The sequence below is a fragment of the Streptomyces sp. NPDC093065 genome (assembly GCF_044754585.1).
GTDB lineage: Bacteria > Actinomycetota > Actinomycetes > Streptomycetales > Streptomycetaceae > Streptomyces.
Map to the genome: position 1 here is coordinate 134,741 of NZ_JBIVPJ010000021.1, position 15,001 is coordinate 149,741.

A 15,001-nucleotide genomic window follows, 5' to 3' on the forward strand; every position below is an offset into this window, starting at 1 on the left:
GGCCCATGTCGACGGGGTTGACCGATCCCGGCCAACCCCGTGACGACTCGATGCGGCGGATCCGCTATCCGACCTGCGGATCGCCCTTCGTGTACGTCAGACGCTCGACGGCGCCGGGCTGGAAGTCGTCCTCGATCTTCTTGCCGTTGACGTAGAGCTCTATGGCTCCGGCGTCGCCGAGGACGAGGTTGACCTTCTCGTTGTCCTGGAAGGTCTTGGAGTCGCCCTGCTTGAGCAGGCCGTCGAAGAGCAGCCGGCCGTTGTGGTCCTTGGCGGAGATCCAGCTGCGTCCGTCGGTGGCGCTGACCTTGACGGTCACCTTGTCCGCCGGTGCGGCGGCGATGGCGCTGTCGCTCGGTTCGGGCTTGGGGTCGGCGGGCTTCTTGGGCTTGGCCCCGGCCGAGGCGGACTCGCCGGACGAGGGCTGGGCGCCCTCGGCGACACTCGCCTCGTTGCCGCCGTCGTCGCCGCCCTTGACGAAGGTGAAGCCGACGAAACCGATCACCGCGACGATGGCGGCGACCATGGCGGCGGTCCAGTTGGGTCCGCGCCGCTCGGGGCGGATGCGCTCGGCCTCGAACAGGGGCGCGGCGGCGGTCGGCGCCGGGCGCCCCCCGTGCTCGGCGTCGAACCGGGCGAGCAGCTCGGCCGGGTCGAGCCCGACGGCCTTGGCGAGGGTGCGGATGTGACCGCGCGCGTAGACGTCGCCGCCGCAGGGCGCGAAGTCGTCCGCCTCGATGGCGTGCACGATGGCGATGCGGACCCGGGTGGCGGTGGTGATGTCGTCGACGGTCAACCCGGCGGCGATCCGTGCCTCCTTGAGGGCACGGCCGACGGAGGGGCGGGCTTCCTCGGACACGTCTTCAGGGGCGTCGTGGGACACGTCTTCGATCGGACGCTCGTCTTCGGGGGAGTTGCCGTTGGACACGGGGGCGCCTTTCGAGCGTTTAGCCGCCTGTGCTGGGCGTTCAGTCTAGGAGGAGTGCGAAGGGGTGGGGCAACCGGGCGGTACGACCTTTACGCCATCGGAATGGCCCGGCACCCCGATGGTCGACTACCTGTTTGTCACTTCCCTCAACTTGACGTAGGGCATGGGGAAACGGTTGCTCAATGATCCCTAACGGGTGAGTCACGATCGGCCGCCCGGCCGCCGTGACCCTCCGCCGGAGGAACGTCGGCGGAACCCTTCGCCTACCCGTCCCTACCCTTCAGACTCCCCCCGGATCAGCGCGAGCACGCCGTCCAGCTCGTCAGGCTTCACAAGAACGTCACGAGCCTTCGAACCCTCGCTCGGACCGACGATGGAGCGCGACTCCATCAGGTCCATCAGCCGCCCGGCCTTGGCGAAGCCGACGCGCAGCTTGCGCTGGAGCATCGAGGTGGACCCGAACTGCGTGGAGACGACCAGCTCGGCGGCCTGGCACAGCAGGTCGAGGTCGTCGCCGATGTCCTCGTCGATCTCCTTCTTCTGCTTGGTGCCGACGGTGACGTCGTCGCGGAAGACCGGCGCCATCTGGTCCTTGCAGTGCTGGACGACGAGCGCGACCTCCTCCTCGGTCACGAAGGCGCCCTGCATGCGGGTCGGCTTGTTCGCGCCCATCGGCAGGAAGAGACCGTCGCCCTTGCCGATCAGCTTCTCGGCGCCGGGCTGGTCGAGGATGACCCGCGAGTCGGCGAGCGAGGAGGTGGCGAAGGCGAGCCGGGAGGGCACGTTGGCCTTGATCAGACCGGTGACGACGTCCACGGACGGCCGCTGGGTGGCGAGCACCAGGTGGATGCCGGCCGCGCGCGCGAGCTGCGTGATCCTGACGATCGCGTCCTCCACGTCGCGCGGCGCGACCATCATCAGGTCGGCCAGCTCGTCCACGATCACCAGCAGGTACGGGTACGGCTGGAGCTCGCGCTCGCTGCCCTCGGGCGACTTGACCTTGCCCTCGCGCACCGCGCGGTTGAAGTCGTCGATGTGCCGGTAGCCGTAGGCGGCGAGGTCGTCGTAGCGCAGGTCCATCTCGCGCACGACCCACTGGAGCGCCTCGGCGGCCCGCTTCGGGTTGGTGATGATCGGCGTGATCAGGTGCGGGATGCCCTCGTAGGCGGTCAGCTCGACGCGCTTGGGGTCGACCAGGATCATCCGGACGTCCTCGGGGGTCGCCCGCATCATGATCGAGGTGATCAGGCAGTTGATGCAGGACGACTTGCCGGAGCCGGTGGCGCCGGCGACCAGCATGTGCGGCATCTTCGCCAGCGAGTGCATGACGTAGCCGCCCTCGACGTCCTTGCCGAAGGCGACCAGCATGGGGTCGTCGTCCTCGGCGGACTCCGCGAGGCGCAGCACGTCGCCGAGGTTGACCATCTCCCGGTCGGTGTTGGGGATCTCGATGCCGACCGCGGACTTGCCGGGGATCGGGCTGATGATCCGCACGTCGGGGCTGGCGACGGCGTAGGCGATGTTCTTGGTCAGCGCGGTGATCCGCTCGACCTTCACGGCGGGGCCCAGCTCGACCTCGTAGCGCGTGACCGTCGGGCCGCGGGTGAAACCGGTGACGGCGGCGTCGACCTTGAACTCGGTGAAGACGGTGGTGAGCGAGGCGACTATGGCGTCGTTGGCGGCGCTGCGCGCCTTGCCCGGGCCGCCGCGCGTGAGGGAGTCGAGGGACGGCAGGGAGTAGGTGATGTCGCCAGAGAGCTGGAGCTGCTCGGCGCGCGGCGGCAGGTCCCGTTCCTTGGGCAGCGGTGTCTTGGTGAGGTCGGGGACCCCACCGCCCGCCGATTCCCCTTCGGGCGTCCTGGCGGCGTCCTTCTTGAGCTTGCCCGGCTGCGGCCGCGCGGCCGGCACGGGCGTGGGGGTCGGCGTCGTGGACTCGCGCTCCCCCGTGCTCACGCCCTGGGTCAGGTCGGCGACCAGCGGCGAGGGCGGCATTCCGTGCAGTACGGCGCCGTCGAGCGCGGCGGCCGCGGCGGCGGCGACGTCCACGGCGTCCATCGGACGGTTCATCTCGGGCTGGGGCACGGCGGACCGCCGGGGCCTGCCGCGGCGCCGGCCGAGCGCCTCCTGCTCGGCCGCGTCGGGGTCGTACGGCTGCTCGGCGGCGGCCGGTGCGCCGCGCTTGCGGGACCGGGCGGGCAGCGCCTCGCGCCACTGTTCGTCGTACCGCTCGTCGTCCTCGGTGTACTCGTCCACCTCCGGGTCGCCCACCACGCCGAGCCGCACCCCGAGCTGCCGCAGCCGCTGCGGAATCGCGTTGACGGGGGTGGCCGTGACGACGAGCAGCCCGAAGACCGTGAGCAGCACGAGCAGCGGCACGGCCAGCACGTCGGTCATCGTGTACGACAGCGGGGTCGCCGCCCCCCAGCCGATCAGCCCGCCGGCGTCCCTTATGGCCTGCATGCCGTCGCTGCGGGCCGGTGAGCCGCAGGCGATGTGCACCTGCCCGAGCACGCCGATGACGAGCGCGGACAGGCCGATCACGATCCGCCCGTTGGCCTCGGGCTTCTCGGGGTGCCGGATCAGGCGTACGGCGATGGCGCCGAGCAGGATCGGCACGAGCAGGTCCAGGCGGCCGAAGGCGCCGGTCACGAGGATCTCGACGAGGTCGCCGACAGGGCCCTTGAGGTCGGCCCAGGTGCCCGCGGCGACGATCAGCGCGACGCCGAGCAGCAGCAGCGCGACACCGTCCTTGCGGTGGGCCGGATCGAGGTTCTTGGCGCCCTGCCCTATGCCGCGGAAGACCGCGCCGACTCCGTGCGCGAGGCCCAGCCAGAGCGCGCGCACCAGCCGGTAGACGCCCCCGGTGGGGTTGGGAGCCGGTTTGGGCGCGGGCTTCTTCGCCGCGGCCTTCTTGGCGGGCGCCTTCTTGGGAGGCGCCTTTTTCGCGGCGGCCTTCTTGGCGGGACCCTTCGCGGGAGCGGCCGCCTTCTTCGCGGGCTGCTTCTTGGCTGCGGAGGGACGTGAGGCCATGGGTGCGAGGTTACCGGGGGAGACGGCGGTCGACACGTGTGCCTACCGCTTCACCCGTTCGTGTCGCCCCCGGACAGGGGCGGAACTGACCGTTCCGGTGCAGCGCCTGACACGGCCTCACCGGACACCCCGCGGAGGGCCGCGCCAGACCGCCGCACCGCGCCGCACGCGGCATCCGGTGGCTGTGCGACGTCAGTTGACCGCGGCCTGGCCTCCGGGCGTGCCCGGCTCCAGGGCGTCCAGGGCTCGTCGCAGCCCGGTGAGCTTGCGCTCCAGGTGGGCCGCCGTCGCCACCGCCGCCGCGTCCGTCGACTCGTCGCCCAGCTGCTTGGACAGCGCCTCCGCCTGCTCCTCCACGGCCGCGAGCCGGGCCGACAGCTCGGCGAGCAGCCCGGCCGGCTCCTTGGCCTCACCGGCCTCGGCCTTGCCGTTGCCCTCCAACTGGAGGCGCAGCAGCGCCGCCTGCTCACGCAGCTGGCAGTTCTTCATGTACAGCTCGACGAAGACCGAGACCTTGGCGCGCAGCACCCAGGGGTCGAACGGCTTGGAGATGTAGTCCACCGCGCCCGCCGCGTACCCGCGGAAGGTGTGGTGGGGGCCGTGGTTGATCGCGGTGAGGAAGATGATCGGGATGTCCCGGGTCCGCTCCCGTCGCTTGATGTGCGCGGCGGTCTCGAAACCGTCCATGCCCGGCATCTGGACGTCCAGCAGAATGACCGCGAAGTCGTCCGTGAGCAGTGCTTTGAGCGCTTCCTCCCCGGACGATGCCCGCACCAGCGTCTGATCGAGCGCCGAGAGGATCGCCTCCAGCGCAAGCAGATTCTCCGGCCGGTCATCGACCAGGAGGATCTTGGCCTTCTGCACCATGGCCCGCCCTCCTCGCCCCGGCGTGGGGCCTCCCCTGTCCACAGGACTTGGCACGGCACCGGCGGGTGCCGCCCCGGGGGACGGCTCCCTTGCGCCGCCCGTCCTTGTGCCGGTCATCGTAGCCGCACCCCGCCTGTCGCCACACCCTGTCACCGTGATGTCACTGTGCTCGTAGCAGAAACGCGGCGGGAGACCAGAAGGTTCCCCGAATCCCGTGCTTCTACACGGCTTCGGGCACGCTGAGTCAGCGACCTCGCGTGAGTCCCGAAGGTTCCCGCCGTTTACACACACTCCACGTTCGCACACCGCGCGAGCGAGCCGCACGGAAGGTGCCCCAAGTTACGAGGGCACCGTGCCCGAACGTACTACGGCCACGAGGTCCGAACGTACCGGTCGCTTCCCGCCGGCTCCCGGCGGCCCGCCGCGCTCACTCCTCACGCATCCACTGCTGCATCACCGTCAGCAGGTGGTCCGGGTCGACCGGCTTCGTCACGTAGTCGGACGCGCCCGACTCGATCGCCTTCTCCCGGTCGCCCTTCATCGCCTTCGCGGTCAGCGCGATGATCGGCAGCCCGGCGAACTGCGGCATCCTGCGGATCGCCGTCGTCGTCGCGTACCCGTCCATCTCCGGCATCATGATGTCCATCAGGACGACCGCCACGTCCTCGTGCTGCTCCAGGACCTCGATGCCCTCGCGCCCGTTCTCGGCGTACAGCACGGACAGACCGTGCTGCTCCAGGACGCTGGTGAGGGCGAAGACGTTGCGGATGTCGTCGTCGACGATGAGCACCTTCTGCCCGCCGAACCGGATCCCCCGGCTCGACTGCGGCGCCGGCTCCTGCCCGTCGTCCGACTGCCGCTCCCGCACCGCGGGCAGCCGCTCCTCGGTCTCCGCCGACCGGCGGCGCCGCCGGAACAGCGCGGCAGCCCCGTTGTGCGCGTCGTGGTACGACTTCACCTCGGCCGGTGCCTCGGCCTCCGCACCCGGCAGCTCGGCCACGGCACCGGAGGACGCCGGCAGCTCACCGCCCTCCACGGAGGGCAGCGGCTGCTGGTAGCCGTGCGGCGGCAGCTCGCTCGGGTGCAGCGGCAGGTAGAGCGTGAACGTCGAGCCGCGGCCCGGCTCGCTCTGCGCGTGGATCTCGCCGCCGAGCAGCTGCGCGATCTCCCGCGAGATGGACAGTCCGAGTCCCGTACCGCCGTACTTGCGGCTGGTGGTGCCGTCGGCCTGCTTGAACGCCTCGAAGATCACCTGCATCTTGCTGGCCGCGATCCCGATACCCGTGTCGCTCACGGAGAACGCGATCAGCTCGGCGTCCGGGTCGTTCATCGAACCGGCCTCAAGCAACTGCTCCCGGATGGCCTTCGGAACCTCGTCCCTGGCCGGCCTGATGACCAGCTCGACGGAGCCGGAGTCGGTGAACTTCACCGCGTTGGACAGCAGGTTGCGCAGGACCTGGAGCAGCCGCTGCTCGTCGGTGTGCATGGTGGCGGGCAGCCCCGGCGACACCCGCACCGACAGGTCCAGGCCCTTCTCCGCGCTCAGCGGCCGGAAGGTGGCCTCCACGTAGTCCACCAGCTGGACGAGCGCGATGCGCGTCGGGGAGACGTCCATCTTCCCGGCGTCGACCTTCGACAGGTCGAGGATGTCGTTGATGAGCTGGAGCAGGTCGGACCCGGCGCCGTGGATCGTCTCGGCGAACTCGACCTGCTTCGGGGAGAGGTTCGCGTCCGCGTTGTCCGCGAGCAACTTGGCCAGAATCAGCAGTGAGTTGAGCGGCGTCCGCAGCTCGTGCGACATGTTGGCCAGGAACTCGCTCTTGTAGCGCATGGAGACCGCGAGCTGCTCCGCACGCTCCTCCAGGACCTGCCGGGCCTCCTCGATCTCGGTGTTCTTCACCTCGATGTCGCGGTTCTGCTGCGCCAGCAGCTCGGCCTTCTCCTCCAGTTCGGCGTTGGACGACTGGAGCGCCTTCTGCCGCTGCTCCAACTCCTCCGACCGCTCTCGAAGTTGCTCGGTCAGCTCCTGCGACTGGCTCAGCAGCACCTCCGTCTTGGTGTTCACGGAGATGGTGTTGACGCTGGTCGCGATCATCTCGGCGATCTGGTTCAGGAAGTCCTTCTGGATGTGCGTGAACGGCGTGAAGGACGCCAGCTCGATGACGCCGAGCACCTGCCCCTCGAACAGCACCGGCAGCACGATCACCTGCGCGGGCGGGGCCTCGCCGAGCCCGGAGGAGATCTTCAGGTAGCCGCTCGGCGCGTTCTCCACGAGGATCGTGCGCTTCTCCTCGGCGGCCGTGCCGACCAGCGCCTCACCCGGCCGGAAGGAGGTCGGCATCGACCCCATCGAGTAGCCGTACGAGCCGAGCATCCGCAGCTCGTACGCGTCGCCCTCGGCGCCCGCCTGCTCCTGCCCGTCGACCAGCGGCATCGCGAGGAAGAACGCCCCGTGCTGGGCGGAGACGACGGGAGTCAGCTCGCTCATGATCAGCGAGGCCACGTCCTGGAGGTCGCGGCGGCCCTGCATCAGACCGGAGATCCGGGCCAGATTGCCCTTCAGCCAGTCCTGCTCCTTGTTGGCGATCGTGGTGTCGCGAAGGTTGGCGATCATCTTGTTGATGTAGTCCTGAAGCTCGGAGATCTCGCCCGAGGCATCCACGTCGATCTTCAGGTTCAGGTCGCCGCGCGTCACCGCGGTCGCCACGCGCGCGATGGCCCGCACCTGCCGGGTCAGGTTCCCGGCCATCTCGTTCACGGACTCCGTCAGATCGCGCCAGGTGCCGTCGACGTCCCGCACGCGTGCCTGGCCGCCGAGCTGCCCCTCCGTGCCCACCTCGCGGGCGACGCGGGTGACCTCCTCGGCGAAGGACGACAGCTGGTCCACCATCGTGTTGATGGTCGTCTTCAGCTCCAGGATCTCGCCGCGCGCGTCGATGTCGATCTTCTTCGTCAGGTCGCCCTTCGCGATGGCCGTGGTGACCATGGCGATGTTGCGCACCTGACCGGTCAGATTCGACGCCATCTGGTTCACCGACTCGGTGAGGTCCTTCCACGTCCCCGACACGCCCGGCACCTGTGCCTGACCGCCCAGGATGCCGTCGGTGCCCACCTCGCGGGCCACCTTGGTCACCTGGTCGGCGAAGGACCGCAGGGTCCGCACCATGGTGTTGAAGGTGTCGGCGAGCTGCGCGACCTCGCCGCGCGCCTCGATCGTCACCGTCCGCGTCAGGTCGCCGTTGGCGACGGCCGCGGCCACCTGGGAGATGTTCCGCACCTGGACCGTGAGGTTCTTGGCCATCAGGTTGACGTTGTCGTTGAGGTCCTTCCAGATGCCCACGACGCCCGGCACGCTCGCCTGACCGCCGAGGATGCCCTCCGTACCCACCTCGCGGGCCACCCGCGTGACCTGCTCGGCGAAGGACGACAGCTGGTCGACCATGGTGTTCACGGTGGTGACCAGCTCGAGGATCTCGCCCTTCGCGTCGACGGTGATCTTCTTCGACAGGTCGCCCTTGGCGACCGCCGTCGTCACCTCGGCGATGTTGCGCACCTGCATGGTCAGGTTGTTGGCCATGCCGTTCACGGACTGCGTGAGGTCCTTCCAGGTGCCGGAGACGCCCTGCACCTCCGCCTGGCCGCCGAGGATGCCCTCGGTGCCCACCTCGCGCGCGACGCGCGTGACCTCCTGGGCGAACGACGACAGCTGGTCCACCATCGTGTTCAGCGTGTTCTTCAGCTCCAGGATCTCGCCGCGCGCGTCCACGGTGATCTTCTGGGACAGGTCACCGCGCGCCACCGCCGTCGCGACCTGCGCGATGTTGCGCACCTGCGCGGTGAGATTGCCGGCCATGCCGTTCACGGAGTCCGTCAGGTCGCGCCACACGCCGGCGACGCCGGGCACCTGGGCCTGACCGCCGAGGCGGCCCTCCGTACCCACCTCGCGGGCCACCCGCGTGACCTGCTCCGCGAAGCTGGAGAGCTGGTCGACCATCGTGTTGATGGTGTTCTTCAGCTCCAGGATCTCGCCGCGCGCGTCGACGTCGATCTTCTGGGACAGGTCACCGCGCGCCACCGCCGTCGTCACCTGCGCGATGTTGCGCACCTGGGAGGTCAGATTGCCGGCCATGGAGTTGACGGAGTCCGTCAGCTCCTTCCAGGTGCCGGACACGCCGTCGACCCGGGCCTGACCGCCCAGGCGCCCCTCCGTGCCCACGTCGCGGGCCATCCGGGTCACCTGATCGGCGAAGCTGGAGAGCTGGTCCACCATGGTGTTCACGGTGTTCTTCAGCTGGAGCATCTCGCCGGAGACGTCCACGGTGACCTTCTGCGACAGGTCGCCGTTGGCCACCGCCGTCGTCACCTGGGCGATGTTCCTCACCTGACCGGTGAGGTTGCGGAACGCGGTGTTGACGGAGTCGGTGAGGTCCTTCCAGGTCCCCGCCGCCCCCGGCACCTGCGCCTGGCCGCCCAGCTCACCCTCGACACCGACCTCGCGGGCCACCCGCGTGACCTCGGCACCGAAGGCGGACAGCTGGTCCACCATCGTGTTGACGGTGTTCTTCAGCTCCAGCATCTCGCCGGCCACGTCCACGGTGACCTTCTGCGACAGGTCACCGCTGGCCACTGCCGTCGTCACCGCGGCGATGTCGCGCACCTGCGTCGTCAGGTTCCGGAAGACCGTGTTGACGGAGTCCGTCAGGTCCTTCCAGATGCCGGCCGCGCCCGGCACGTTCGCCTGGCCGCCGAGCTGGCCCTCGCCGCCGGTCTCGTTCGCGACGCGCGTGACCTCGTCCGCGAAGATCCGCAGCGTCTCGGTCATCTGGTTGATCGTCTCGGCGAGCTGCGCGACCTCGCCCCGGGCCGGCACTGTCACCTTCTTCGACAGGTCACCGTTGGCGACCGCCGTCGTCACGTGGGAGATCTCCCGCACCTGGGCCGTCAGGTTCCCGGCCATGGTGTTGACGGAGTCGGTCAGCTCCTTCCACACCCCGGCCACGCCCGGCACCCGCGCCTGACCGCCCAGCGCGCCCTCGGTGCCCACCTCACGGGCCACCCGCGTCACCTCGGACGAGAACGCCGAGAGCTGGTCCACCATCGTGTTGACGGTGTTCTTCAGCTCCAGCATCTCGCCGGCCACGTGCACCGTGACCTTCCGGGACAGATCACCCTTGGCCACGGCCGTCGTCACCAGCGCGATGTCCCTCACCTGGGCGGTGAGCCGGTACGCCATCGTGTTGACGGAGTCCGTCAGGTCCTTCCAGGAACCGGACATACCGCGCACCCGGGCCTGACCGCCCAGCTTGCCCTCGGTGCCGACCTCACTGGCCACCCGCGTGACCTCGTCCGTGAACGTCGACAACTGGTCGACCAGGTTGTTCACGGTCCGGCCGACCTTCAGGAACTCACCGCGCAGCGGCTGCCCGGAGCCGTCGTCGCTCTGCGTCCGCAGCTCCATGCGGGGCGACAGATCACCGTCCGCGACCGCCGAGAGCACCCGGCTGACCTCGGAGACGGGCCGTACGAGGTCGTCCACCAGCGCGTTCGAGTTGTCGATCGCGGTCGCCCAGGAACCCTCGCAGGCCCCGGTCTCCAGCCGCTCCGTGAGTTTTCCCTCACGTCCGACCACGCGCCGTACCCGCGCCAGCTCACCCGTGAGGTGCAGATTGCGGTCGGCCACCTCGTTGAAGACCGCGGCGATCTCCGACATCACGCCGTCGCCGGACACCGTGAGCCGCCTGCGGAAGTTTCCCTCCCGCATGGACACGAGCGCCGCGAGCAGCCGGTTCAGGGCCGCCGTGTCCACCGTCGTAGTGCCGCTCCGCGCGCCGCCACCCCGCGTTTTGCCCTGGTTACTCAGGGACTGTCCGCCTTTCGCGCGCGTCTTCGTGGCCCGCGTCGCTGCGCCAGACTCCACTGTGTCCCTCCCGCAGGGGTCGACCGATACCGCTGTGCCCGGCCGCCAAACGCTCGGCGGACCGGTTCCTGCCGCCTACTTCTCGTACTGCCGGGCGAGCCGGTCCGGTGCGCCGGACCGCTTCCAGGGGCTGCTGCCCACCCGACTCGGCGCGCATTCACCTGCCCGGACCCTCATAAGCAGCTTGCCCAGTGTTTCACCCCGGCCGAACCAGGCCATAACAGTTCGGCAGCTTCGCACATCGTCCGCACACCCTCTGGGCGGAAACACTGCAGACCGGCATCCGGATGGACGGCGAAGGTAAGTAACCTTGCATACGGCTGTCCAGCCAAACCGGTCCGTCCGGTCTGGGCGGTGGCACGGAGACGAGCGGGCATCGGAGGGGCGGCCGGAATGACCACCGGACTGATCCCGGGGGAGCAGCCCCCGGATCCCGGGCCGACGGGTGGACTGCCGCAGCAGCGGCGCGAGCCGGTCGGCCATGAGGCCGTGCACGGGGAGAGAGGGTCGAGGAGTTCTGTGATCACCGCGCGCGCGGCCGCCAGCTTCGAGCCCGTCGGGCGATCCGTGGCGAGCGCCCGCTCCTTCGTCCGCGACACGCTCCAGGGCTGGGGTCATGCCGACATCGTCGACGACGCCGTGGTGCTCACCAGCGAACTGGTGACCAACGCGGTGGTGCACGCGGGCACCACCGCCGACGTCGTGTGCCTGCGCAGCGACGACGGCGTGCGGATCGAGGTCGCCGACCACTATCCGGAGCGCGAGGTCCCGCTCCAGGGCTCCCCCGCCAACATGGGCAGCCTCGACCGCGAGGGCGGCCGCGGCCTCCAGCTGTGCGCGGCGCTGGCCGACCGCTGGGGCGTGGAGTACACGCCCACGCTGAAGAACGTCTGGTTCCACCTCCACCTGCCCGAGCGCCCGGTCGGCACCCGCGCAGCAGGGCCCTCCCTCCCGGCCGCCCTGCTGCCCCTCGCCGACGGCCGGGTCCGCGTCGCGGTCGTCCAGATCGACCGCACCGGCGCCGTCACATCCTGGAACGAGGACGCCGAGGACCTCTTCGGCTACTCCGCCGACCAGGTCACCGGCAAGCCGCTGACCGACCTCGCCGCCTGGCCGCACACCCCAGGCACCAGCACCGGCATCGCCGAGGCGCTCCAGCTCTCCCGCTGGGAGGGCAGCTACGGCATAAGGGGCGCCGACGGCCGAGTCACCCCGGTCTACGCCTCCCACCTCCGCGTCCGCGACGCCGACGGCGAGCCCTCCACGGTCTGCCTCCTCGTCCGCGACCACGAACGCGCGGTGCTGCAGACCCCGTTGCGGGTGCCAGCCTCCGACTCCCCCTCCTCCGAGGGCCAGAGCGCCGACCCCTTCGAGGTGTTCATCGGCTCCCCCGCCCCGGACGACCTCGACGGGCTCCTCCAGCGCACGGTCGAACGCGCCCGCGACATGCTGGACGCGGACGCCGCCTTCCTGCTCCTGGCGACCGACGACGAGACGGAGTTGGAGGTCCGCGCCTCCACCGGCCTGCCCTCCGCCCGCCAGCGTTTCGCCCGCGTCCCCGTCGAGGCGGGACCCGGCCGCTACGGCTCGGCGCGCATGCCCGCCGTCCACGACGACCTGGAGGCCGTCCCCGGCGCGGTCCCGCTGCTCAACAGCACCGGCATGCGCTCGGTCGTCACCGTCCCCCTCAAGGTCGAGGGCCGCCTCACCGGCTCCCTCGGCGTCGCGGCCGAGGCCGCCGGCCGGTACTCCAACGAGGAGGCGCTGCGCCTCCAGTTCGCCGCCGACCGCATCGCCCTGGCCGTCGAGTCGGCGCGCCTGGGCGAGCTGGAGCGGCTGCGCCGCGGCTCGCTCAGCTTCCTCGTCGAGGCCTCAGACCTCCTCGCGGGCACCCTGGACCGCGACCAGACGCTGGCGCTGATGGCCCAGATGACGGTCCCGACGCTGGCCACCTGGTGCGCCGTCTACACCATCGCCGACCAGGCCTCGGACCCGTATCTCTCCTACGTCCTGCACGAGGACGAGGAGCTCATCGACGGCATCAAGTCCCTGCTGTCCAAGATCGCCCCGCCCGACCCGGTGCCCACCCCCGGCGCCCGGGTGTGGACGGCCCCCGCCGAGATGGCCCACCAGGCGGCGCTGCGCACCTCGATGCGCGACCTCGGCCTCAGCGGCGGCACCCCCCAGCCGGTGAGCACCGGCATCGGCCCGACCCTCGCCACCGCCTCAGCCGTCGGCGGCGAGACCGTCGTCCTGCCCCTGGTCGCCCGCAACCGCGTCATCGGCATGCTCACGCTCGGCAAGCCCACCGACGACCACTTCCGCCAGGAGATCCTCGAACTCGCCGAGGACCTGTCCCGACGGGCCGCCCTGGCCCTGGACAACGCCCGGCTGTACTCCGAGCGCACGGCCATCAGCCAGTCCCTCCAGCGCAGCCTCCTGCCCCCGGAACTCCCCGTCATCGACGGCGTCGAGGTCGAGGTCATCTACCGCGCGGCCGGCGAGGGCAACGAGGTCGGCGGCGACTTCTACGACCTCTTCCCCATCAGCGACGACGCGTACGGCTTCGCCATCGGCGACGTCTGCGGCACGGGCCCCAACGCGGCGGCCGTCACGGGCCTCGCCCGGCACGCCCTGCGCCTGCTGGCCCGCGAGGGCCTGAGCGGTCCCGCGGTCCTGGAGCGCCTCAACTCCGCCATCCTCGACGAAGGAGCCCGCAGCCGCTTCCTCACACTCCTGTACGGCGAGATGCGCCCGCAGGAGGACGGCAGCGCCGAGCTGAAGGTGGTCTGCGCCGGCCACCCCCTCCCGCTCCGCCTGCGCCAGGACGGCACGGTCGAGCCGGCCGCCGAACCGCAGCCGCTCCTCGGCGTCATCGAGGACCTGGAGCTGTACGAGCAGACGGTCACCCTCGACCCGGGCGACGTCCTGCTCTGCGTCACGGACGGCGTCACCGAACGCCGCGAGGGCACACGCATGCTGGGCGACGACGGTCTCGCCGACGTCCTCACGACCTGCACGGGCCTGACGGCCGGCGCCGTGGCCGCCCGCATCATGCGCGCGGTGGAGCGCTTCGCCTCCGACGCCCCGTCCGACGACATGGCGATCCTCGCGATGCGCGTCCCGGAGCCCCACGCGGACTAGCGGGCGGGCCCCGGGACTTGGCCCGGGGCCCTGACCTCACGCTCAGGACATGCGAAAGGCCCCGCCCAATCGGGCGGGGCCTTTCTGATGGAGCCCCCAAACGGAATCGAACCGTTGACCTTCTCCTTACCATGGAGACGCTCTACCGACTGAGCTATAGGGGCCTGTCGCTTTTCGAGGTTTCCCTCGTGGCAACGGAATAGATCATACCCCGAACAAGCCGGTGCTCCCAACCACGGACTTGCCGTCAGTAGGCGGGCTGCAGCAGCCCCCCGAGCGCATTGCAGGCGGACACGATCCGCTGCATGTCCCGTTTGGTCAACGCGGCCTCGACAGGCAGCGCGAGCGTCTCGTCGACGGCCCGTTCCGTCTCCGGCAGCGACACGCATCGCCGGAACCCCGGCATCCGGTGCACGGGCACCTTCACCGGCACGCGGCACTCGACTCCTCTCCCCCGCACCGCGCGGGCGAACGCGTCACGGTCGGGCCGCCCGTTCCCCGGCACCCGCACCACATACTGCTGGTAGGTGTGCCCGTCCCCCCAGTCCGGGATCCGCACACCCCTCAACTTCCCGTCGAGATAAGCCGCCCGCTGCCTGCGCCGGGCTATCTCGTCGTACGGCACCTCGGACTCGCCGTGCTCCAGCACGAGCAGTCCGCGCCGCTGCCCGACCCGGTGCAGTGCGCCCAGGTCCGCCGGCCGCCCGAACCGGTGCACGACGACGATGGCCGCGGTCCGAGGCGTCAGCGCCGCCTCGACGAGGGACGCGTCCAGGCAGTACGTCGCCGGATCTATGTCGGCGAACACCGGCGACGCGCCCACCAGGGCCACGGCCTCGGCGACTTCCACGTTCCCGAAGGCAGGGACGACGACCTCGTCACCGACGCCCACGCCGGCGGCCCTGAGCATTGCTGCAGTACCCATATGTGGGATGGTCGGGGCGGAACGTGAACTCGAAGTGACGGAAAACAAAAAAGGGCTGGTCCCGGAACCGAAGTTCCGGGACCAGCCCTTCTAATGATTGTTCGGCGGCGTCCTACTCTCCCACAGGGTCCCCCCTGCAGTACCATCGGCGCTGTAAGGCTTAGCTTCCGGGTTCGAAATGTAACCGGGC

The 15,001-nt window shown here is 70.3% G+C and carries 6 protein-coding genes, 1 tRNA gene and 1 rRNA gene; 1 reads left to right on the forward strand and 7 read right to left on the reverse strand.

The window, feature by feature from the left end; translation table 11 throughout:
- Positions 1 to 64: 64 nt before the first annotated feature.
- The 4 genes from ACIQFU_RS30395 to ACIQFU_RS30410 all read right to left on the reverse strand — a co-directional run bounded on the left by ACIQFU_RS30395 (position 65) and on the right by ACIQFU_RS30410 (position 10,742).
- The gene (locus tag ACIQFU_RS30395; RefSeq protein WP_402555738.1) at positions 65 to 928 is read right to left on the reverse strand and encodes a helix-turn-helix domain-containing protein; all 864 of its coding nucleotides are present in this window, start codon (positions 926 to 928) and stop codon (positions 65 to 67) included.
- 273 nt (positions 929 to 1,201) lie between these two features.
- Positions 1,202 to 3,958 carry a DNA translocase FtsK gene (locus ACIQFU_RS30400; protein WP_402555740.1) on the reverse strand — a complete coding sequence of 919 codons (2,757 nt, stop codon included), beginning with the start codon at positions 3,956 to 3,958 and terminating at the stop codon, positions 1,202 to 1,204.
- A gap of 192 nt (positions 3,959 to 4,150) precedes the next feature.
- The gene (locus tag ACIQFU_RS30405; protein WP_328563011.1) at positions 4,151 to 4,825 is read right to left on the reverse strand and encodes a response regulator; all 675 of its coding nucleotides are present in this window, start codon (positions 4,823 to 4,825) and stop codon (positions 4,151 to 4,153) included.
- A gap of 427 nt (positions 4,826 to 5,252) precedes the next feature.
- Complete coding sequence (locus tag ACIQFU_RS30410; RefSeq protein WP_402555742.1) at positions 5,253 to 10,742, reverse strand: HAMP domain-containing protein; 5,490 nt, start codon at positions 10,740 to 10,742, stop codon at positions 5,253 to 5,255.
- Between the two features lie 393 nt (positions 10,743 to 11,135).
- Between ACIQFU_RS30410 and ACIQFU_RS30415 the strand changes: the two genes are divergently transcribed.
- Entirely contained in the window at positions 11,136 to 13,886 is a 2,751-nt protein-coding gene (locus ACIQFU_RS30415; RefSeq protein WP_402555743.1) for a SpoIIE family protein phosphatase, read from the forward strand.
- Between the two features lie 88 nt (positions 13,887 to 13,974).
- Here the strand turns inward: ACIQFU_RS30415 and ACIQFU_RS30420 are convergent.
- The 3 genes from ACIQFU_RS30420 to rrf all read right to left on the reverse strand — a co-directional run.
- Positions 13,975 to 14,050 (reverse strand) — tRNA-Thr (locus ACIQFU_RS30420).
- Positions 14,051 to 14,133: 83 nt separating this feature from the next.
- Positions 14,134 to 14,796, reverse strand: coding sequence for a DegT/DnrJ/EryC1/StrS family aminotransferase (locus tag ACIQFU_RS30425; RefSeq protein ID WP_402555749.1), 663 nt, complete (start codon positions 14,794 to 14,796; stop codon positions 14,134 to 14,136).
- Positions 14,797 to 14,910: 114 nt separating this feature from the next.
- Positions 14,911 to 15,001, reverse strand: a 5S ribosomal RNA gene (gene rrf / locus ACIQFU_RS30430); the annotation flags it as partial.

Bases quoted from the DNA above. Each gene is read 5' to 3' on its own strand.
- ACIQFU_RS30400 (WP_402555740.1), bottom strand. From the start codon at position 3,958: ATGGCCTCACGTCCCTCCGCAGCCAAGAAGCAGCCCGCGAAGAAGGCG.
- ACIQFU_RS30405 (WP_328563011.1), bottom strand. From the start codon at position 4,825: ATGGTGCAGAAGGCCAAGATCCTCCTGGTCGATGACCGGCCGGAGAAT.
- ACIQFU_RS30415 (WP_402555743.1), top strand. From the start codon at position 11,136: ATGACCACCGGACTGATCCCGGGGGAGCAGCCCCCGGATCCCGGGCCG.
- ACIQFU_RS30425 (WP_402555749.1), bottom strand. From the start codon at position 14,796: ATGCTCAGGGCCGCCGGCGTGGGCGTCGGTGACGAGGTCGTCGTCCCT.